This is a genomic window from Pseudoprimorskyibacter insulae (genome assembly GCF_900302505.1).
GTDB classification, from domain to species: Bacteria; Pseudomonadota; Alphaproteobacteria; order Rhodobacterales; family Rhodobacteraceae; genus Pseudoprimorskyibacter; species Pseudoprimorskyibacter insulae.
On the sequence record NZ_OMOJ01000007.1, the window covers coordinates 1 to 18,872 of the forward strand.

Below are 18,872 nucleotides of genomic sequence, written 5' to 3' on the forward strand. Positions count from 1 at the left end.
CGCCTGCTTCGTGCTCGGTCAGGATGCCGATGATCTGTTCGTCCGTGAATCTCGTTCGCTTCATTGTCCGTCCTCAAGTTGGATCGGACTCTAATCAACGGTGGAGGAAAAATCCCGTGGCAGGTCACCTTCATCAACGAAGTGGCGGAGGTGCCAGGCCTGTACGCGGGCCTTGGCTACCATGGTAACGGAATAGCGATGGGCACTTTGGCCGGTGTTGTTTTGGCCGACCTCGCGCTGGGAAATACGCCGAGGGTGGTTTGGCCACGGTTCGTACGAATTCCTCCGTCTAGGGTCCCATTTGGGCAGTGGCGACGCGGTCTGCTTCGTCCCGCATACACCTTGGCAAAACTGATGGATCGATGACAGGCTCAGTGGACGGCCGACACTTCTTCTCCGTTTACCTGTGAATCGGCGTCTTCAAAGCCAAGGTCAGACAACCTGCCGGAAAACTGTTCCCTGGTTCTCTCGTTCAGTCCTGAAATTTCAGAGCCCTTCAACGCGAAGGCCAGCTTAAGAAACTCGATATCGCCGTATTCACTCGACGCGTACTCTACGACTTCATTCCAGATGCTGAGTGAGACAGCGCCAGAATTGTCATTACGGCGAAGCGCAGTGAGAAGGTCTTTCTGCTTCCTTTCAAACGCGATTAGCCTTATGCGTGCAGCGATCAGTGATGGGCCGAGCGGCGAAGGCAAGTACTCTTTTTCTAAGGCGTAAAGCAACGATCTCTGGTCTGGTTCCGCATTCTTAACAGATTCAATTGTGTTGAAATAAGTTGATATGGCGATTGCTGCGGATCTTCTGTCTTCCTCAAGTGCCGCTGAAATTTTCTCTGAGGTTTTTTCGGGGTTTGGAGGGGCAGCCTGTGAAAGTAGAAGTTCAGATGTTTGACTTGAAATTTCACTATTTCTTCGCGCCGCTGGAATCAGTGTTTCCGCAAGTCCAGTTGCACCAGCGGCGATAAAAGTATCTACGAGTCGAGGTGTGAAGATTTGTTTTAGCTGAGTGGGGAGCTCGCCAAGTTGTCGGATGATCTCGAGTCCATACTCATCTGCTTCAGCTTTTGATGAAAACCCTGTTGCAAGCGCCGACCAAATGTCTGGATCCGCGCTGCAGTTGGAGCTGCCAATATTTGTTCCGTCGAGGGCCAAAGTTGGGACGTCATTTTTGATAACATTTGCCATGTAGGTGTATGATGGTGCGACAACGTTCAGCGAGTTGATCGTCTTCAATGCTTCTGCGGCCAACCCGTGTTCTATGTACAGGCCGATCAGGTCCTTGGCGACTTCGATATTTGTATTGGCGGAATCTGTAAGGATATTTGCTCGCATTTGGCTAAGTCTGCCTGAATAGTCTGACTCGGATAAGTGAATGACAATTCCGAATTCCTCTTCCCGCCGACATTCTGTAGATCGCACAGGCTCCTCATCACTAAAATTTACAGACTGTGGTGAAATCTTCTGATCAGCAGAGCTGATAGACGACTGGGTTGAATTTTTGGCAACAATAAAATTCTTCTTTTTGGCGAGTTCAAAGTCCGCCTTCAAGCCCGCGATGATTTCAGATGACGAAACGGATAGGCGCATGATGCGTGCACTTGTTGGTTCTTTGTTCAGATTTATTGTTTGCAAGCTGCTTACAGTGGGTGGATCGGAAATATCCAAAACTAAAATTCCCGGTGAGAGAACGAAGTGACTCTCAACGCAGGCGCATCCCAAGCCAAAAACAATTTTGTTTTCCATGGTCGCGACTGTTTGAATTCGGCTCATTGGAATTTTTTTAAAGACCTCTGATGTATCAATTTCGCCGTCAAATTCTAAAAACTCAACGGACAAAATTTTGTCCGAAAGGGTGATACTCCAGTCAAAACTCAAGTCGTGGTAAAATACAAGCCGCGCGAAATTTTCATGTAATCCCGATTTGACTACGATTCTTGCCATCGAGATGTTTGGCGCGATGAGCAGCAGTGCAGCAATACAGACAAAATAGTGCATTACGCCGCCTCTGATTTGGTGGTTTTCAGCGCCTCTTCAAGGGCAACAAAGGAAGGCCTCAAATGAGATGGTGTGTTTTGACGTCCAACTTCAATGCAAATGTTGACGCTGTGTTGGTGCAAATTTGCAACTAATACTTCTCGTATCAGTTTGTAGAATGAGCTGTCTTCTTCGATCACTGATTTCAATTTGGCTGCGAATGGCGCAACGATGCCGTATGCTAAAAAAACACCGAGAAAAGTTCCCACTAGCGCGCCACCGATCAGTTTCCCCAATACTTCAGGCGGTTGGTCGATCGAGCCCATGGTCTTAATGACACCAAGGACGGCAGCAACAATACCCAAAGCGGGCAGACCATCCGCGACGGTTTGTAATGCGTGGCTGGAGTGCATGTCGTGATGATGTCCATCGTCTAGACGTTTCTCCAACACTTCTTCGACTTGATGCGGATCGTCGTAGTTCATTGAAGCCGACCGAAGGGTGTCACAAATTAGGTCTACGGCGCGGGTGTCTTTTTGGATTCTCGGATATTTTGAGAATATTGACGACGCGTTGGCGTCCTCAATGTGTTCTTCTATCGAAACTGGACTCTGCTTGGCCAATCTGATCAACTCAAAGAGAAGGCAAAGCAAATCTTTGTAATCTGATGATTTCCATTTTGGGCCTTTGAATACTTTTCCTATGTCTTTTATTGTGTGCTTGGCCGCCAAACCATTGTTGCTTATCAAGAACGCTCCAACTGCAGCACCACCGATCATCATCATTTCAAACGGAAGCGACTTTAGAATGATAGTTAGTTTCCCGCCCGCCAACAAGTAGCCGCCAAAAACCATAACAACCACGACACCAATGCCAATTATGCCTAGCACATCGTTCTCCTATTCTTCTGCGAATACGATGAGGTAAATTGTCTTAAGGTTCGGTATCTATTCTTCAATTTTTCCAGCATTTGCGTTGCGTCCGGCCAATACTACACTGATGGCATATGCTGACCTTGCATCAAGAGATGCCAGGACTGCAGCGGCAGAATCGGGCTTCATCCGAGCTATGAAGCCTGCTGCAAACTCGGGTTGCATTTCTTGAAATAGAGCTGCGGCACTTTTAGGTTTCATTCGTTCGTAAACTGACGTCAGTCTTGCAAGATCATCTTCGGCAATGGCTTGCGACAAAGTCATGGTTTTTTGGAGATTTTCTTCGGCAAGTTCTGCCTCTTTGAGCCGATCTTGCGCCTCCCCCTCCATCATGGCCACAGCGGACAATCGCTGCTTGATTTGTTTTTCGGAAATCGCCACCAGTTCTTCACGTTCCAGAAGTGCATCCAAAACGCGTTGTAGATCTTCGTCGGTTTGACATTGCTCCGGCTTCCCCTGTTGCTCATGCTGCGCACCTGCAGCATTCTGTGTAGAAGCGTCGGCTATTAGGGCGACGTCCTGAACAGCGAGGCGTAAACCGCCGGATGCTATGAAGACTGCGCCAAGCAGGGTAAGAGGTCCAAGTTTATGGTTTTTAAAGATAATCTTCATTATCTGCTCACGACTCGATGTCGGACAAATGTTGCGTCGGATGCAGGTTGCTGCACTTTTTCGGATGGAAAATCGTGCATTGATGCGAGGAGAAGTTCCAGACGCAATGCTGTTTGCTCCGCTTTGGTTGTGATTTCTTGCAGGGATCGGCTCGAGTTTTCGGCGCCATTTTGCGCCATATCGACAGCCTTTTCTAAATCGTCAACTTGCTTTGCCAAAGTGGTCACTGCGTTTCCGACTCCGCTCTCCAAATTTGTCAGCTGGTTTAAACGTCTGGATAAAACAAAGCAGTAGATCCCCGCGCCAAAAGCACCTGCCGCTAGAAATAGATCTGCAATGAAATTCATTCCGGTGTCCTCAATTCAATATGAATTCCATGACGAGAAGGTCATTCACCTTCTCGTTTCCTAGAATCAGTTTTGCACGCCGAAGCATTTGAGAGCGAAGTCTTAACAGAGAGGCGGGTCCGGTTATGTCGGATTCATCGACCGCTTGCAGGTAGCCGTTTAGCGTGTCAACCACTCTGGGCAACATGGATTCGACATAGTCTTTGTGCTCAGCCGGAACTTCGATTTGGGCGGTAAAGCGGAGGTGCTTTGCCGTTGCGTTCGGCCCCAAACTTACGGTCATTGGGTGCATCGGGACAAAGGCGACACTTTGAACTTCGGTCGCCGCGATCGCGATATCTTCGCGGACTTGTTCCTTCGAGCCGCCGCCGGATTTTGAAAAATAGTTCATTGACATAAAACTGCCGGTGCCACCGGATATTAGCAATAGAAGCCCCAGTAGCAAGGGTATACGTTTGTTTGTCTTTTTCGGTTTTTGTGTAGCGTTATTTTTGTCCATGATGCGCCTTTCTGACCGTCACAAATCGCTTATAGCCCAATAGAAACTAACCGACTGTTAAGGCCCCTCTGCCAATTCTCCTTGGACGAGGCAGAAGGCCGGAGGGATTCGTGAAGTCGGTGATAGAGATATGGAACGCGCTGAACATGCGCCGTCGCGTCATTGTTGTTGGCGCAGCGGGTGCAATGTTTTTAGCGATTCTGTTCATGGCGCAAATTGCGGGACGGCCAAATATGTCGTTGCTGTACGCCGAGTTAGAACAAGATGCAGCAGGCGAGGTGGTTCGGGCCCTCGGGCAGCGAAACATGCGGTACGAAGTACGGGGTGATTCAATCTTTGTCGAAAGCGGCGAACGCGACGCTTTGCGTATGACTTTGGCCAGCGAAGGTTTGCCGGCAAATGGTTCAAAGGGATATGAATTATTAGATGCGCTAAATGGGTTTGGGACCACGGCGCAGATGTTTGATGCGGCCTATTGGCGGGCCAAGGAGGGGGAGCTGGCGCGCACAATCGTTTCGTTGTCCAGTGTCTCTTCTGCACGCGTACACATCGCCCAAGCCGACAATGCTCCGTTCCAGCGGGGTGCGACGCCGAAGGCCTCGGTTTTTCTGACGGCTCGGAACGGCGTGGTAGAGCCAGGTCAAGCGCGGGCGATGCGTTTTCTGGTTGCGTCGGCCGTTCCTGGGTTGGCGCCCGAAGATGTATCGGTCGTCGACAATCAAGGCAGGCTCATCACGAATGAGGCTGCGGCGGCTACCGCCAATATAGCCGACGATAAAGGCGATTCCATTCGTGATCGGGTGCAGCGCCTTGTGGAAGCGCGTGTAGGAAAAGGAAATTCCGTCGTTGAAGTAAGTGTTGATACGGTCACTGAAAGCGAGTCGATTCTAGAACGCCGATTTGATCCAGATGGCCGCGTTGCCATCAGCACGGACACGGAAGAAACGACGAACCAATCAGAAAATGGCTCTGCCGGCAGCGTAACGGTTGCGTCAAATATGCCAGATGGTGACGCGGCCGGTGCGCAAGGTGCCAGCAGTCAAAGCGTCGAATCTCGAGAGCGTGTAAACTACGAAGTGTCTGAAACAACGCGCGAAATCACACGTGTTCCTGGCGCGATTCGTCGGTTGACCGTTGCGGTGATGGTAAACGGAACCTACGAAATTGGCGACGACGGTGCGCGGCAATTTGTGCCGTTGGCGGAGGCAGAGCTGACGGCCCTGCATGATTTGGTCGCGTCCGCAGTTGGTTTCGATGAAGCCCGGGGCGATCAAATCACAATCCGTTCGATGCCATTTGATGAGCCGGTTATTAGCGGAAGCACCGCGACGATTAGGCCGTGGTATAGTGCCATCGACCTAACCGGTCTCGGAAAGTTGGCTCTTTTGTCCGCGGTCGCTTTGATTATGGGGTTGTTTGTTCTACGCCCAATTCTTCGCGCGCCGCCGCCTTTGGCTGATACGTCTTTGTTGAATGGGCCGGGTATACCCGCCGATGAAATTCCTGCGATTAGCAGCGTTGTGCCTGATGTGCCTCAGATTGCGGATCTGCCTATGGCGCTGCCCGACACCGAATCCTTCGCTTTTGGTGCTTTGGATGAGCAGCCTGCCGACCCTGTGGATAAACTGCGCGGCTTGATCGATACCCGCAAAGATGAGTCGGTAGAAATTTTGCGGGGATGGCTTAGTGAAAAGGAGACTGCGGTTTGACAGCCCTATCAAATATTCTGACTGATTTTTCCAAGGCTACGTGGGTTAATGCCGAGGTTCCAACCATTGAACCTGATTATTTAGAAAATGAGCGGCTTGAGGCGTTTGAAAAGGGATATAAGGCAGGTTGGGAGGATGTCTTGGCGGCCAATTCCTCTGACAGGGAACGTGTGGCCGCAGAATTTTCGCAAAACCTGCTGGATTTATCCTTTACCTACCATGAGGCACACAGTCATGTTCTCCGATCGGTGATGCCCCTTTTGGACCAAATGGTTACTGTCCTTTTGCCTAAGGTTGCGCGGCAGACAATTGGCGCACATGTTGTTGAAAATCTGCAGAAAATGGCCCGTGATCTGACAGCGTCGGAAGTTCAGGTGACCGTTCATTCAGAAAATGAGGCGCGCATTCTTCCGATGATGGATCAGGATTTCGGTTTCGCGATTTCGATCCAGTGCGACGATTCCCTAGAGTTGACCCAGGCCGAAATCCGATTTGGAGCTTCGGAAGCCAGTATCAACTTGGATGAAATCCTATCTGCTGTCCGGACAGCTGTTGAAGGGTTTGTCTATGAAAACACGAAAGGAGCAGTCAATGGATGACGGCCTAAAGCCCCAAGATGCGCCCAATCCCCTAACAAGTGTGCCGATTGAGATTACGGTTTCTGTTGGTCGTGCACGCCCCCTCGTGCGCGATCTTTTGCGGCTCGAAGAAAACTCCGTGTTGGTTTTGGACAAACGGCTTGAGGATCCGGTGGAACTTTATGTTGGTGATCGTTTGATCGGGCTCGGTACATTGGAAGTCGATGAAAATGGAAAGGATCCCGCACAACTGGTTGTACGATTGTCCGAAGTCATGGCGCTTGAGGCGAACTCTGGCTGATGTGGCATTTTTGGTTAACAGCATTTGCCGTCTTGCTGCTGCAATCGACAACAGGTCATGCGCAGGGGCTGGAAATAACGCTGGGTGAGGGGGCTTCCGTCACTGGGGCCAGCATTCAACTGATAGCATTGATCACTGTTCTAAGTCTGGCGCCAGGCCTAGCGATGATGATCACCTGCTTTCCTTTTGTCGTCACCGTCCTATCGATCATGCGTCAGGCCATTGGCTTGCAGCAGGCCCCGCCGAACATGTTGATTGTAAGCCTGGCGCTTTTCATAACCTACTATGTGATGGACCCGGTGTTTTCGACTGCGTGGGATGCGGGAATTGGCCCGTTCATGCGTGAAGAATTGGATCTGGCTGAGGCGGCGCAGCGCGCTTTGGTTCCATTCAAAGAGTTTATGGCGCTTCGCATCGACCCGGGAACTTATGCGTCTCTGGCAGAGCTTCGACCCGATAGTATAGCGCAGGTGCCAGCACCAGACGGGCCGTTGTCGGTTCTAGTGCCGTCCTTTTTGTTGTCCGAAGTGGCCCGCGCGTTTCAGGTCGGGTTTATTATTTTCTTACCGTTTCTGGTTATCGATCTGGTCGTTGCCGCGATATTGATGGCGATGGGGATGATGATGGTCCCGCCTGCGATCGTATCGCTGCCGTTTAAATTGGCATTCTTCGTGGTCGCCGATGGTTGGGCGCTTGTGACAGGCAGCTTGGTTCAAAGCTACTTCTGATGGCGAACCCAGGGTGCTAGAACGCCGACAAACGGCGTTGACAAGGAGAGTGAAGTGACCGTCATAAGGGCCGCGACCGAGGGTGACAAAATCGCAATTTGGACCATTTTGGAGCCGGTTTTTAGGGCTGGTGACACCTATGCGATCGACCCATCCATTGGCCAAGAGGACGGCCTGGCCTATTGGTTCGGGCGGCCGCGCCAAGTGTTCGTCGTCGAAGACCAAGGGCAGATTTTGGGAACTTATTACATCGTTCGAAACCAAGGTGGCGGCGGCAGCCATGTGTGCAATTGCGGCTTCGCCACGGCAGAGGCCGCGCGGGGCAAAGGGATTGCGCGCCAAATGTTGACGCACGCCTTGGGCACGGCCAAGGATCTTGGCTTCCACGCAATGCAATTCAATTTCGTCGTCGAGGCGAACACCCGCGCGGTTGATACATGGCTGCGCGCCGGGTTTGAAGCCGTCGGTAGATTGCCCGAGGCTTTCCGGCATCCCACATTGGGGCCGGTCGACGCGCTGGTCATGTACAAAAAACTTTAGGTTTTGGTGCCGTATCTAGCCATGAACGTGTCAATCGCGCCGGTAATGACGCGATCCCGTTCTTCATCAGTGAAAGTTGACCGGAGTCCAAACACCAGTTTGGCCCATAAGTCCGCTTTGCAAAGCTCCACAAACTGGTCTGCTGCCAGGTTGTGATCGTCGATCTGCAATTCCCCGCGGGCGACGGCGTTCTTCAAAAACGTGACCAGAACAGTGCGGATGTGGTCTGGCCCGCTTTGATAGAACTTCTGGCCAAGGTCTGGAAAGCGGTCGGCTTCGGCAACGCAGACACGGAAAATCCGCTGACCCATGTCGGACAGAATAAAGCCCAGCATCTGATCCGCGACCTGCCGCAACACATTCTGCACCGGTTGAGAGAAGTCGATGGACTGAATGGCCTGTTCGGCCTGAACCGCGCATTGCGTCGTGGCAACTTCCATGAACAACAGCCGTTTGTCGGGGAAATAGCTGTAGAGTGTCGCCTTGGAAACACCAGCCTCGCGCGCGATGTCGTCGACGCTGGCACCTTCAAATCCATGGGTCAGAAAAACCTGACGGGCGCCTTCAAGCACCTGATCAAATTTCCGACCTTTGCGAACTTTGTTCGCGCTTGTTTTCATTCTGCTCTCCATCGCCGAAATCATATATAAACTGACCGGTTCAGTTCGAGCAAGCTACCTTATTGGCAAACCAGTGTTGTTGAGGGCGCGGAGCAGGCTTGCTCGGCGATGGGCGCAGGGTTTTCGGGGAATGTCAGCAGGGGCAACTCCACCGCTGGCAGGGCATAGCCCGCAGCGGCCGCGAAAACCAGAAGAACGGAAAGCAGGATGGGACGGATCATTACAGGACTCGATCTAAACTAAACTGTTCACTTAAATAAACCGATCGGTTTAAAAACTCAAGAAGTAAACCGATCAGTTTAAAAAGTTCGGTTGCAGTTTTAAGCGGCGGCATTAAGTTAGAATCGTTCTAAAAGAAGGCCCGGACCAATGCGATTTTTAACCCAACGCCGCCGGTTTTCGGATTTGAGTGAACAAGAAGTGCTGGCACTTGCGATTTCTTCTGAGGAAGACGACGCCCGAATCTACCGCAGCTACGCAGAACGGATGCGCGGTGAGTATCCGTCGACGGCAGCGGTCTTTGACGGAATGGCGCAAGAGGAAGACCGGCATCGCCAATCGTTGATCGACCTGCATCAAAAACGGTTTGGGGATGTTGTCCCCCTGATCCGCCGGGAACATGTGGCGGGATATTATGCGCGGCGCCCGGTTTGGTTGATTGAGACCTTGTCTCTTGACCGCATTCGTGCCGAAGCCGCCGCAATGGAGGCAGATGCCGAACGGTTCTACCTGGCCGCCGCCAAGCGCACGACCGACGCCGACACGCGCAAACTGTTGGGCGATCTGGCTGCGGCAGAGGCCGGCCATCAGAAACGCGCGGGGCATCTGGAGGATACGCATCTAGACGCGGACAGCGCCGAGGTCGAAGACGAACAGGCGCGTCGCCAGTTTGTCTTGACATGGGTGCAGCCCGGTTTGGCCGGGTTGATGGATGGATCGGTGTCAACATTGGCGCCGATTTTCGCAACGGCCTTTGCCACGCAGGACACTTGGACGACGTTTTTAGTGGGCCTTGCCGCGTCGGTCGGGGCCGGGATCTCGATGGGCTTTACCGAGGCCGCGTCCGACGATGGCCAGCTATCCGGGCGCGGGTCGCCGATCAAACGCGGGATCGCGGCCGGTGTGATGACAACAGTCGGCGGCCTAGGCCATGCGCTGCCCTACCTGATCACCGATTTTTGGACGGCGACGATCACGGCGATCATCGTTGTGTTCATCGAGCTTTGGGCCATCGCGTGGATTCAGAACAAGTTTATGGACACGCCATTTTTCCGGGCGGCCTTCCAAGTTGTTCTGGGGGGGGCATTGGTGTTTGCCGCCGGGGTGCTGATCGGCGGCGGTTGATGTCAGAACGGGCGCATCAGGGTCGGGCGATCCGTCCATGACGGCGCACCCTCTTCCGCGCGAACGGACAGGGCAGCGATGACCAGCACGGCCATCATGGTCAGACTGAGAACATTCAACGGGGTTTTCATCGTCTTCTCTTTCGGCAAGTCCCTGAGATAGGAACGCGCCGGGATGAGAAAAGGGTCCATACCTGCGGCAAAGTATCCACTCTTGCGAGACTCAGGCCAACCGAGTATCTAGGCCGGCATGAAACTCGTTATCGACATGGGCGACCGTGCCCGCCTGCGCGAGCGTTTTTACGGCGCAACGCACACCGTTCTGGCAAGCCTATAAGGCCGGACCGCGCTTTGGCGCGCCCTGAGTTTCCACATCCAAACATCATGACGGGAGAGGACCCATGTCCCCCAAGACGCTTTACGATAAAATCTGGGACGCACACGTTGCCCATGAATCCGAAGACGGCACCTGCCTGCTGTATATCGATCGCCACCTTGTGCACGAAGTGACCTCGCCGCAGGCCTTCGAAGGTCTGCGTATGGCTGGCCGCAAAGTGCGTGCGCCGGAAAAAACCATCGCTGTGCCGGACCACAACGTTCCGACAACCGCTGGCCGTGAAAACCCGGCGCAGATGACCGAGGAAAGCCGCATTCAGGTCGAGGCGCTGGACAAGAACGCCAAAGACTTTGGCATTCACTACTATCCGGTGTCGGACGTCCGTCAGGGCATCGTGCACATCGTTGGCCCTGAACAGGGATGGACCCTGCCGGGCATGACCGTTGTTTGCGGCGACAGCCACACCGCGACCCATGGCGCGTTTGGTGCGCTGGCCCACGGCATCGGCACTTCGGAAGTAGAGCACGTTCTGGCCACCCAGACGCTGATCCAGAAGAAGTCCAAGAACATGAAGGTGGAAATCACCGGCAAGCTGAAGCCGGGCGTGACCGCCAAAGACATCACGCTGGCCGTGATCGGTGCCACCGGTACCGCAGGTGGCACCGGATATGTCATCGAATATTGCGGTGAAGCGATCCGCGATCTGTCGATGGAAGGCCGCATGACCGTGTGCAACATGGCCATCGAAGGCGGCGCACGCGCTGGCCTGATCGCCCCCGATGAGAAGACCTATGCCTATGTTCAGGGCCGTCCGCACGCACCGAAAGGCGCACAGTGGGAAGCCGCGTTGAACTGGTGGAAGACCTTGTTCACCGACGAAGGCGCACATTTCGATAAGGTCGTCACCCTGAAGGGCGAAGACATTCAGCCGGTCGTAACCTGGGGCACCTCGCCCGAGGACGTTCTGCCGATCACCGCAACCGTTCCGAACCCGTCCGATTTCAAAGGCGGTAAAGTCGACGCAGCCAAGCGTTCGATCGAATACATGGGCCTGACCGTTGGTCAGAAACTGACCGACATTCAGATCGACACCGTGTTCATCGGCTCGTGCACCAACGGTCGTATCGAAGACCTCCGCGCCGCGGCTGAGATCCTGAAGGGCAAGAAGATCAAAGACGGCATGCGTGCCATGGTCGTTCCGGGCTCGGGTCTTGTTCGTGCTCAGGCCGAAGAAGAAGGTCTGGCGCAGATCTTCATGGATGCCGGTTTCGAATGGCGTCTGGCCGGTTGTTCGATGTGTCTGGCGATGAACCCCGACCAGCTGGCCGAGGGTGAGCGTTGCGCCTCGACCTCGAACCGGAACTTCGAAGGCCGTCAGGGCTATAAGGGCCGCACGCACCTCGTGTCGCCCGCGATGGCAGCCGCCGCTGCTATCACCGGTCACCTGACCGATGTTCGTGAGATGATGTAAGGAGCTAAGACTATGGAAAAGTTTGAAAAACTGACCGGCATCGCGGCTCCTATGCCGCTGGTGAACATTGACACCGACATGATCATCCCCAAGATCTTCCTGAAGACCATCAAGCGGTCGGGTCTGGGCGTGAACCTGTTCGACGAAATGCGCTATGACCGTCAGGGCAACGAGATCGAAGATTTCGTCCTGAACAAGCCGCAGTACCGCGAAGCATCGGTTCTGGTGGCTGGCGACAACTTCGGCTGTGGCTCATCGCGCGAACACGCGCCTTGGGCGCTGGCCGACTTTGGCATCAAGGCGGTCATTTCGACCTCCTTCGCGGACATCTTCTTTAACAACTGCTTTAAGAACGGCATCCTGCCGATCGTCCTGCCGCAAGAGGCCGTAGACGTTCTGATGAAGGACGCCGAAAAAGGGTCGAACGCGCGGATGATCGTTGATCTGGAAGCCCAGACCGTGACCACCTCGGATGGCGAAGCGTTCGCGTTCGAAGTTGATGCGTTCAAAAAGCATTGCCTGCTGAACGGCCTCGATGACATCGGTCTGACCATGGAAAAAGCGGCCTCGATCGACACATTCGAATCTGCGGCAGCACAGGCGCGCCCCTGGGTCTAAGCGTCAGCTGAGCGAAAACCTGAACGCGGTCCCATCCGGGGCCGCGTTTTCTTTTGTATTGGGTTGTGCCGCCACCACTAGATTTTGTCTGTCCCGCGATTTCGACAGAATTTCGATCTATAAATGATGCATTGCTGCACCAGGTTCATCGAATTTTCGCCTTAAATGGCCGGGATTTAGGTCGTTGTTCTTGCTGACACCGGTCAAAGGAGGCAAAAATTGGGCAACAATGAGGCAGTCCGCCACAATTGGCGGAGTCAGGTTGGAGCAAGGTGCCGGCAAAGTATCGGTGCTGCCCGATTTGAAAGGATAGAGCAGTGATCCACCGTTCGGTCAGTGCGGGCATTCGTGCCTGCTTAGTCGCGACTTTGATTTCCATGCCCGCCATTTTGGTGCCGGGCGTCGATGCCGACACGACTCAGATCGTCGCGCTGCTGGCCCTTCTGGCTGGTGTTCTGACCTTCGTCGAATACAACAGCACCTACCCCAGCATTATCGATTTCCGCAGCGCCCCGCCGCTGAACCGGCTGCGATTTGGTACTTTGTTTGTGACCGTCTTTGCCATGACGCAGTTGCAAGTTGGCAGCGGCTCGCCGGTTTACGGCTCGGTGCAGGCTGTGGCGCAGGCCTTCGGGACGGTGCTGGATATACCATTCTCGCCGGTTCGGTTGGCGCTGCTGTCAATGCCCGCCGACATGCCGCAAGCCGCCGCAGACGATTTCCGCCTCTATGCAAGTCTGGCCTACGGCGTTTCCATTGCGACGATTGCCATCTTTGCCGTCCTCGCGCGGGCGCTGGACTGGCCTTTGAACAATGGTGCGTTCAACGTACTGACAAACCTGCCTTTGTTTGATCCGACCACGGGCGGAGACGTTCTGAGCCGTATGAAACGGGACACGAGCATTAACCTGATCTTAGGCTTTTTGCTGCCCTTCTTGATCCCGGCGATGGTGAAGCTTCTGTCGCCCGTGATGGACCCGTTGTCCTATGTCACGCCGCAAACCTTGATTTGGGCCATCTGTGCATGGGCGTTTATTCCATCTTCGATGTTTATCCGTGGGATCGCGCTGTGGCGCATCTCCGGCCTGATCGAGGAAAAGCGTCGTCGCGCTTATGCCCAGCAGGACGATGGCGACGGCTTGCAAGCCGCTTGATCGCCAGTTTGGCGTTGGCTTTGGTGCCAGCGCCGTCATTTGCCCTGCGCTTGGCAACGTTTCACGCCGACCTGTCGCGCAAAGGTCCAGGGCTTTTGCTTCGTGATATCTTGGCGAGTGAGAATGGGGTCGATTGCGCGGCCAAAGCGATTGCGCGGGCGCGTCCCGATGTCATCACTTTGACGAAGTTTGACTATGACTTTGCGGGCCAGAACCTGACGGCCTTGGCGCGGTCGATGTCTGCCTATGACCATATCCTTCCGCATCACTATTCAGCTTTGGGTAACGCCGGGTGGCCGTCTGACCACGATTTGAACGGGGATGGCCGAATACTCTTGCCTGACGATGGCTTCAGCTACGGGTGGTTTCCCGGTGAAGGCGGCATGGCTGTACTGTCGCGCTGGCCGCTGACGCTGCATGCGGATTTGTCTGGGCTGGTTTGGCAGGGTTTCCCGAATGCGCAGGTGCTTAGTGGTGAGCTTTCGGCAAGCCTGCCATTATCGACCAACGGGCATTGGGTCGTACAAGTCGCGGCGCCGACGCCGTTCGATCTACTGGTGTTTCACGCCACGGCCCCGGTTTTTGACGGGCCAGAGGATCTAAACGGCCGAAGGAACCATGACGAAATTATGCTTTGGGCTCGGTATCTGGCGGGTGATCTAAGCGTGCGGCCCAGCGGCAGGCCCGTCGCCGTGGCCGGAAATGCCAATCTTGACCCAGATCGCGGAGAAGGGCGGCGCGACGCGATTGCCACGCTACTGGCCAACCCGGCGCTTCAAGATCCACGCCCTATCGGTGCGCTTGGTCCGGCAACGGCGGATTGGCCGAGCGGGCCGGGTGCGCTTCGCGTGTCATACGTCCTGCCGCCCGCCGAAGCGACGGTTCAGGCGGCAGGCGTCGCCGATGTGCCCAAGGGGTGCGACATGACACACAGGCTGGTTTGGGTCGATTTCACGCTGCCGCGACCGCTTCCGCCATGAAAGGGTGGTGGTCTGCCTGTGGCAACGCTTGCGACAGCGCCTGATCCAGCGGGGTTACATCGACGAGTGGCAGGACAGAATGCAGTGCGCCGCCGTCGATGCTGTGCGGTGTGTCCCAAAGATACCGCATCATTTTCAAGTAGCGGGCCATCTTCCAAAACGGAGATGCTAGGCTGATTTGCCACCATGCAAAGGGCCGGAGCTTTACAACATTGCCGGTTACGCGCCCAAGCGCGGCGGCAAGTTCGCGCCCTGTGATCGTGTAGCCTTCGAAGCCGAACTCCGCAAAACGCGGCAGCTCGGAGCGGCGATTGGCAAGTTGTACCATGACCTGCGCGACATCTGGCAAAAAGGCCCAGGAATGTGGGATATCCGGGTTTCCAGGATAAGTCAGCGCCTTGGGAAGCAGTTTGATCATGACCGAATCGAACCAATTTCCCGACTGTTCGGTGTCCAGAAAATCCCCGGCCCGGATCAAGATGATCGGCACGCCGGAGGCGCGAAACGTCTCCTCCATGTCCTGGCGAATCTGGCACAAAATGTTGCTGGGGCGATGTGGCGTAGCCTCGGTCAAAACCTGCGGCATCGACGCGCCGTAGGAATAGACGTTGCCCGGCACGATCACTGTTGCGCCACTGGCCTTTGCTGCCTCAATCACGCGGCGCGTAAGCGTGGGGACGTCCTCTTGCCATTTGTCATAGCTCGGGTGCCAGCTATTGAGAATGACGTCGACGCCGATCGCATCATCTTTCAGCGACCCGGTCTTCCGATCATGAAATTTGATCTGCCAGCCCGCATTCCAAAAAGCCTCTGCCGCGTTCCGGGCAAGCCGGCCTGAACCGCCCAAGATAAGAATCGTCTGAGTCATTGATGCCTCCTGAAAATCAGCTGGCTCAACGCTAAGGTGTTCATAAATGAATATATATTGACAAAAATATTTCACCATACATACAAAAATGCATGATAAATACGATAACTTCCCTAGATTGGTCCTTGGTTCAAACGTTTCTGGCGGTGGCAGAGTCGGGGTCTTTGTCGCAGGCTTCGCGCGAATTGGGCGTGACGCAGCCAACGGTTGGCCGCCAGATCAGGCAAATTGAAGGCGTGTTGGACGTGTCCCTTTTTACGCGTCAGGCACGCGGGCTCACTCTGACTGAGGCGGGCGAGGCGCTGATCCCCCATGCCCGCGCAACCCGTGAAGCAATGTCCGCGTTCCAAATGGCGGCCGCCGGTCGGTCAGACAAATTGTCAGGGTCTGTGCGGATCACGGCCAGTGTGTTTACGGCCCATCACATCCTGCCGCCGATTCTGGCCCAGTTGCGGCGTGAAGAACCCGAGGTTCAAATCGAACTGGCGGCAACCGATGGCAGCGATAACCTATTGTTCCGAGAGGCAGATATCGCTGTCCGCATGTATCGGACGGAACAGCTTGATATCATCACGCAGCATGTGGGCGAGCTTGAGTTGGGCATTTACGGAGCCTCAACTTTTCTGGACGAACATGGGCGCCCTGAAACCTTGGATGAGTTGTTTGAGTATGATCTGGTTGGTTATGATCGCAGTGATTTGCTGTTGCGTGGTCTACGGCAGGCCAATTTCCCGGCGCAACGGGATTGGTTTGCGACGCGCTGCGATCATCACGCGGTTTACTGGGAATTGGTCCGCGCTGGTTGCGGGATTGGCTTTGCGCAACGCCGTGTGGCGGAACGTGACCCGATGGTTGAACGCGTGTGCCACGATGTTCCGTTGCCCACGCTTCCACTTTGGCTGGCGGCCCATGAAACCATGCGACAGACGCCACGCGTTCGCCGCGTTTGGGATATGCTATATGAGGGTCTGAAACCCATGGTTTCTTGACGATTTCGCGCCCGTTGGATAGGCGGTTGGCAAGGAATTTGACCAAAGGACACCAGACGCATGAGCAACCCTTCGCTTCTTATCCTGCCCGGCGACGGCATCGGCCCCGAAGTCATGGCCGAAGTTCGCAAAGTCATTGATTGGTACGGTGAAAACCGCGGCCTGAATTTCGATGTGAGCGAAGGCCTTGTTGGCGGCTGTAGCTATGACGAACATGGCACGCCTCTGACTGACGAAACCATGGCCCGCGCACAAGAGGCTGACGCGGTGCTGCTGGGCGCTGTGGGTGGCCCGAAGTACGACAACCTTGATTTTTCGGTGAAACCTGAACGCGGCCTGCTGCGTCTGCGCAAGGAAATGGATCTTTTCGCCAACCTGCGCCCCGCGCAGTGTTTTGACGCGCTGGCCGATTTCTCGTCGCTGAAAAAAGACGTGGTTGCCGGCCTCGACATCATGATCGTGCGGGAACTGACTTCGGGCATCTACTTTGGTGAGCCGCGCGGCATTATCGAAGAAGGCAACGAACGCGTGGGCATCAACACCCAGCGCTACACTGAGTCGGAAATCGACCGCGTGGCGCGTTCGGCGTTCGAACTAGCCATGCGTCGCGGCAAGAAGCTGTGCTCGATGGAGAAGGCCAACGTCATGGAATCGGGCGTTCTGTGGCGCGAAGTCGTGACCGAAGTCGGCAAGGATTACCCCGAGGTAGAGCTGAGCCACATGTACGCCGACGCAGGCGCGATGCAGCTTTGCCGCTGGCCCAAACAGTTCGACGTGATCGTTACCGACAACCTGTTTGGCGACCTGCTTTCGGATGCCGCAGCCATGCTGACCGGTTCGTTGGGTATGCTGCCGTCGGCGTCGCTGGGTGCTCCGATGGCCAATGGCCGCCCCAAAGCGCTGTACGAACCGGTACACGGTTCGGCGCCCGACATCGCGGGTCAGGGCAAGGCAAACCCGATCGCCTGCGTTCTGTCCTTTGCCATGGCCTTGCGCTACAGCTTTGATCAGGGCGATGAGGCGACCCGCTTGGAACAAGCCATCGAAAAGGTATTGGCCGATGGTGTGCGCACCGCTGACCTTCTGGGCGAAGATGGCGTAACGCCGGTCTCGACCTCGGAAATGGGTGACAAGATCGTCGAGGCGTTGACCGCCAGCCTTTGACAGACCGGCCAACACGGTTAATCCTAAAGGCGCGGGTCAGTCCCGCGCCTTTTCTTTTCAAGACCGCCCATTGAACGAAGCGGCGAATCCGTATTGATTAGCGCTAACACCAAGATCTGAGAAAGCAGTCCGATGAACTTCAAAGGTGCCCTGTACGCCCTGATGGCCTTCGCGGTTTACGCAACCCACGACGTTGTGATCAAACTGCTTGGGGCCACGTATGCGCCGTTCCAGATCATCTTTTTCGCGACCTTATTCTCGTTTCCTTTGGTGACCTTCATGCTGATGAAGGACGACACCCATGGCAATCTGCGGCCTGTGCACCCTTGGTGGACGGCCATACGGACGGGCTGTTCGGTGATTACGGCCCTGAGCGCGTTCTACGCCTTTTCGGTTCTGCCGCTGGCGCAGACCTATGCCATTATCTTTGCCCAGCCGCTGCTGATTACTTTGCTGTCCATCCCGGTTTTGGGCGAAAAGGTCGGGATGCGCCGCGGAATTGCGGTTCTGGTCGGCCTGTTGGGGGTGATCGTGGTGCTGCGCCCCGGGTCGACGGACCTGACCCTTGGCCACCTTGCCGCGCTAAGCTGCGCGATCTTCGGGTCCATGGCGTCGATCATCGTTCGTAAAATCGGCAATGAGGAACGAACCGTCGTTCTGATGCTATATCCGATGGCGGCGAACTTCTTGGTGATGGCGACGGTTCTGGCCTTCAACTACAAACCCATGCCGATCGAACATCTGGGCGGTATCGGCATCATTTCATTGTTTGGGTTCGTCGGCGGCTTGCTGTTAATTGCGGCCTACAAAAACTCTGAAGCGGCCATCGTCGCGCCGATGCAATATTCCCAGATCCTGTGGGCGACGTTGTATGGTTATGTGATTTTCGGCGAAACCGTCGATGGCCCCACTATCCTTGGCGCGGGAATCATCATCGCCTCGGGCATCTACATCGTCTTCCGCGAAAGCGCCAAAGGAGGAGCGTCGAAACAGCCGGTCCTGCGAACCCGGTCGCGGGCGTCTACGGCGGCGTCATTCCGCATTTCCCCGTTTCTCAGAAGGTGGAAAACTCGCACATAGCCTCTTGCCAAAGCGCAGCGCATTCT

Annotated in this window: 22 protein-coding genes; 13 read left to right on the plus strand and 9 right to left on the minus strand. The window is 55.0% G+C overall.

All coding sequences use genetic code 11. From position 1 onward, the window contains the following. Positions 1 to 371: 371 nt before the first annotated feature. Genes PRI8871_RS14490 through PRI8871_RS14510 form a run of 5 tightly spaced genes read right to left on the minus strand, consistent with a single transcriptional unit; the run spans position 372 to position 4,366 of the window. On the minus strand, positions 372 to 1,997 hold the full coding sequence (locus PRI8871_RS14490; protein WP_108886962.1) for a hypothetical protein: 1,626 nt from the start codon (positions 1,995 to 1,997) through the stop codon (positions 372 to 374). Continuing rightward, a complete protein-coding gene (gene motA / locus PRI8871_RS14495) occupies positions 1,997 to 2,866 on the minus strand; it encodes a flagellar motor stator protein MotA (RefSeq protein WP_108886963.1) in 870 nt (289 codons plus the stop codon). The genes PRI8871_RS14490 and motA overlap by 1 nt, the downstream gene beginning before the upstream one ends. 57 nt (positions 2,867 to 2,923) lie before the next feature. After that, the gene (locus PRI8871_RS14500) at positions 2,924 to 3,520 is read right to left on the minus strand and encodes a MotE family protein (RefSeq protein WP_108886964.1); all 597 of its coding nucleotides are present in this window, start codon (positions 3,518 to 3,520) and stop codon (positions 2,924 to 2,926) included. Further along, complete coding sequence (locus PRI8871_RS14505; protein WP_108886965.1) at positions 3,520 to 3,867, minus strand: hypothetical protein; 348 nt, start codon at positions 3,865 to 3,867, stop codon at positions 3,520 to 3,522. The genes PRI8871_RS14500 and PRI8871_RS14505 overlap by 1 nt, the downstream gene beginning before the upstream one ends. A 10-nt stretch (positions 3,868 to 3,877) precedes the next feature. Continuing rightward, positions 3,878 to 4,366: a flagellar basal body-associated FliL family protein gene (locus tag PRI8871_RS14510; RefSeq protein WP_108886966.1), complete on the minus strand. Its 489-nt coding sequence runs from the start codon at positions 4,364 to 4,366 to the stop codon at positions 3,878 to 3,880. A gap of 110 nt (positions 4,367 to 4,476) precedes the next feature. Between PRI8871_RS14510 and fliF the strand changes: the two genes are divergently transcribed. The 5 genes from fliF to PRI8871_RS14535 are packed head-to-tail and all read left to right on the plus strand — an operon-like array spanning position 4,477 to position 8,222. After that, complete coding sequence (gene fliF, locus PRI8871_RS14515; protein WP_108886967.1) at positions 4,477 to 6,075, plus strand: flagellar basal-body MS-ring/collar protein FliF; 1,599 nt, start codon at positions 4,477 to 4,479, stop codon at positions 6,073 to 6,075. After that, entirely contained in the window at positions 6,072 to 6,674 is a 603-nt protein-coding gene (locus PRI8871_RS14520) for a FliH/SctL family protein (RefSeq protein WP_108886968.1), read from the plus strand. Before fliF ends, PRI8871_RS14520 begins: the two co-directional genes overlap by 4 nt. Then, positions 6,667 to 6,954, plus strand: a complete 288-nt coding sequence (locus PRI8871_RS14525; protein WP_108886969.1) for a FliM/FliN family flagellar motor switch protein — start codon at positions 6,667 to 6,669, stop codon at positions 6,952 to 6,954. Before PRI8871_RS14520 ends, PRI8871_RS14525 begins: the two co-directional genes overlap by 8 nt. Beyond that, positions 6,954 to 7,682 (plus strand): flagellar type III secretion system pore protein FliP, encoded by a 729-nt coding sequence (gene fliP / locus PRI8871_RS14530; protein ID WP_108886970.1) that lies wholly within the window; start codon positions 6,954 to 6,956, stop codon positions 7,680 to 7,682. Before PRI8871_RS14525 ends, fliP begins: the two co-directional genes overlap by 1 nt. A gap of 54 nt (positions 7,683 to 7,736) precedes the next feature. Further along, a complete protein-coding gene (locus PRI8871_RS14535) occupies positions 7,737 to 8,222 on the plus strand; it encodes a GNAT family N-acetyltransferase (RefSeq protein WP_108886971.1) in 486 nt (161 codons plus the stop codon). Here the strand turns inward: PRI8871_RS14535 and PRI8871_RS14540 are convergent. Then, positions 8,219 to 8,842, minus strand: coding sequence for a TetR/AcrR family transcriptional regulator (locus PRI8871_RS14540; RefSeq protein WP_108886972.1), 624 nt, complete (start codon positions 8,840 to 8,842; stop codon positions 8,219 to 8,221). The genes PRI8871_RS14535 and PRI8871_RS14540 overlap by 4 nt on opposite strands. A gap of 59 nt (positions 8,843 to 8,901) precedes the next feature. Continuing rightward, positions 8,902 to 9,063 carry a hypothetical protein gene (locus tag PRI8871_RS19660; RefSeq protein WP_181389480.1) on the minus strand — a complete coding sequence of 54 codons (162 nt, stop codon included), beginning with the start codon at positions 9,061 to 9,063 and terminating at the stop codon, positions 8,902 to 8,904. Between the two features lie 148 nt (positions 9,064 to 9,211). On the opposite strand from PRI8871_RS19660, the gene mbfA reads away from it, so the two are divergent. Then, positions 9,212 to 10,186 carry an iron exporter MbfA gene (mbfA, locus tag PRI8871_RS14545; RefSeq protein ID WP_108886973.1) on the plus strand — a complete coding sequence of 325 codons (975 nt, stop codon included), beginning with the start codon at positions 9,212 to 9,214 and terminating at the stop codon, positions 10,184 to 10,186. Positions 10,187 to 10,188: 2 nt separating this feature from the next. Here mbfA and PRI8871_RS20145 read toward each other — a convergent pair whose 3' ends face one another. Then, positions 10,189 to 10,317, minus strand: coding sequence for a hypothetical protein (locus PRI8871_RS20145; RefSeq protein ID WP_281258638.1), 129 nt, complete (start codon positions 10,315 to 10,317; stop codon positions 10,189 to 10,191). Between the two features lie 269 nt (positions 10,318 to 10,586). Here PRI8871_RS20145 and leuC point away from each other — a divergent pair, with 269 nt between their 5' ends. The 4 genes from leuC (at position 10,587) to PRI8871_RS14565 (ending at position 14,745) form a co-directional block, all read left to right on the plus strand. After that, positions 10,587 to 11,993, plus strand: coding sequence for a 3-isopropylmalate dehydratase large subunit (gene leuC / locus PRI8871_RS14550; protein WP_108886974.1), 1,407 nt, complete (start codon positions 10,587 to 10,589; stop codon positions 11,991 to 11,993). A 12-nt stretch (positions 11,994 to 12,005) separates the two neighbouring features. Beyond that, positions 12,006 to 12,611, plus strand: coding sequence for a 3-isopropylmalate dehydratase small subunit (leuD, locus tag PRI8871_RS14555; RefSeq protein ID WP_108886975.1), 606 nt, complete (start codon positions 12,006 to 12,008; stop codon positions 12,609 to 12,611). A 317-nt stretch (positions 12,612 to 12,928) separates the two neighbouring features. Then, positions 12,929 to 13,765 carry a hypothetical protein gene (locus tag PRI8871_RS14560; RefSeq protein ID WP_245897876.1) on the plus strand — a complete coding sequence of 279 codons (837 nt, stop codon included), beginning with the start codon at positions 12,929 to 12,931 and terminating at the stop codon, positions 13,763 to 13,765. Beyond that, positions 13,762 to 14,745, plus strand: a complete 984-nt coding sequence (locus PRI8871_RS14565) for an endonuclease/exonuclease/phosphatase family protein (RefSeq protein ID WP_108886976.1) — start codon at positions 13,762 to 13,764, stop codon at positions 14,743 to 14,745. Before PRI8871_RS14560 ends, PRI8871_RS14565 begins: the two co-directional genes overlap by 4 nt. Here PRI8871_RS14565 and PRI8871_RS14570 read toward each other — a convergent pair. Continuing rightward, positions 14,717 to 15,613 carry a Rossmann-fold NAD(P)-binding domain-containing protein gene (locus PRI8871_RS14570; RefSeq protein WP_108886977.1) on the minus strand — a complete coding sequence of 299 codons (897 nt, stop codon included), beginning with the start codon at positions 15,611 to 15,613 and terminating at the stop codon, positions 14,717 to 14,719. The two genes, PRI8871_RS14565 and PRI8871_RS14570, sit on opposite strands and share 29 nt — an antisense overlap. Positions 15,614 to 15,705: 92 nt before the next feature. Here PRI8871_RS14570 and PRI8871_RS14575 point away from each other — a divergent pair, with 92 nt between their 5' ends. The 3 genes from PRI8871_RS14575 to PRI8871_RS14585 all read left to right on the plus strand — a co-directional run bounded on the left by PRI8871_RS14575 (position 15,706) and on the right by PRI8871_RS14585 (position 18,846). Continuing rightward, positions 15,706 to 16,602 (plus strand): LysR family transcriptional regulator, encoded by an 897-nt coding sequence (locus PRI8871_RS14575; RefSeq protein ID WP_108886978.1) that lies wholly within the window; start codon positions 15,706 to 15,708, stop codon positions 16,600 to 16,602. A 60-nt stretch (positions 16,603 to 16,662) separates the two neighbouring features. Further along, positions 16,663 to 17,766 (plus strand): 3-isopropylmalate dehydrogenase, encoded by a 1,104-nt coding sequence (leuB, locus tag PRI8871_RS14580; protein WP_108886979.1) that lies wholly within the window; start codon positions 16,663 to 16,665, stop codon positions 17,764 to 17,766. Positions 17,767 to 17,898: 132 nt separating this feature from the next. Continuing rightward, positions 17,899 to 18,846, plus strand: coding sequence for a DMT family transporter (locus PRI8871_RS14585; RefSeq protein WP_108886980.1), 948 nt, complete (start codon positions 17,899 to 17,901; stop codon positions 18,844 to 18,846). The last annotated feature ends 26 nt before the right edge of the window (positions 18,847 to 18,872 follow it).

What these genes read in the sequence shown, in the direction of transcription:
- PRI8871_RS14490 (WP_108886962.1), bottom strand. Translation starts at nt 1,997, where the DNA reads ATGCACTATTTTGTCTGTATTGCTGCACTGCTGCTCATCGCGCCAAAC.
- PRI8871_RS14500 (WP_108886964.1), bottom strand. Translation starts at nt 3,520, where the DNA reads ATGAAGATTATCTTTAAAAACCATAAACTTGGACCTCTTACCCTGCTT.
- PRI8871_RS14505 (WP_108886965.1), bottom strand. Translation starts at nt 3,867, where the DNA reads ATGAATTTCATTGCAGATCTATTTCTAGCGGCAGGTGCTTTTGGCGCG.
- PRI8871_RS14510 (WP_108886966.1), bottom strand. Translation starts at nt 4,366, where the DNA reads ATGGACAAAAATAACGCTACACAAAAACCGAAAAAGACAAACAAACGT.
- PRI8871_RS14525 (WP_108886969.1), top strand. Translation starts at nt 6,667, where the DNA reads ATGGATGACGGCCTAAAGCCCCAAGATGCGCCCAATCCCCTAACAAGT.
- fliP (WP_108886970.1), top strand. Translation starts at nt 6,954, where the DNA reads ATGTGGCATTTTTGGTTAACAGCATTTGCCGTCTTGCTGCTGCAATCG.
- PRI8871_RS14540 (WP_108886972.1), bottom strand. Translation starts at nt 8,842, where the DNA reads ATGAAAACAAGCGCGAACAAAGTTCGCAAAGGTCGGAAATTTGATCAG.
- PRI8871_RS19660 (WP_181389480.1), bottom strand. Translation starts at nt 9,063, where the DNA reads ATGATCCGTCCCATCCTGCTTTCCGTTCTTCTGGTTTTCGCGGCCGCT.
- mbfA (WP_108886973.1), top strand. Translation starts at nt 9,212, where the DNA reads ATGCGATTTTTAACCCAACGCCGCCGGTTTTCGGATTTGAGTGAACAA.
- PRI8871_RS20145 (WP_281258638.1), bottom strand. Translation starts at nt 10,317, where the DNA reads ATGAAAACCCCGTTGAATGTTCTCAGTCTGACCATGATGGCCGTGCTG.
- leuC (WP_108886974.1), top strand. Translation starts at nt 10,587, where the DNA reads ATGTCCCCCAAGACGCTTTACGATAAAATCTGGGACGCACACGTTGCC.
- leuD (WP_108886975.1), top strand. Translation starts at nt 12,006, where the DNA reads ATGGAAAAGTTTGAAAAACTGACCGGCATCGCGGCTCCTATGCCGCTG.
- PRI8871_RS14570 (WP_108886977.1), bottom strand. Translation starts at nt 15,613, where the DNA reads ATGACTCAGACGATTCTTATCTTGGGCGGTTCAGGCCGGCTTGCCCGG.
- PRI8871_RS14575 (WP_108886978.1), top strand. Translation starts at nt 15,706, where the DNA reads ATGATAAATACGATAACTTCCCTAGATTGGTCCTTGGTTCAAACGTTT.
- leuB (WP_108886979.1), top strand. Translation starts at nt 16,663, where the DNA reads ATGAGCAACCCTTCGCTTCTTATCCTGCCCGGCGACGGCATCGGCCCC.
- PRI8871_RS14585 (WP_108886980.1), top strand. Translation starts at nt 17,899, where the DNA reads ATGAACTTCAAAGGTGCCCTGTACGCCCTGATGGCCTTCGCGGTTTAC.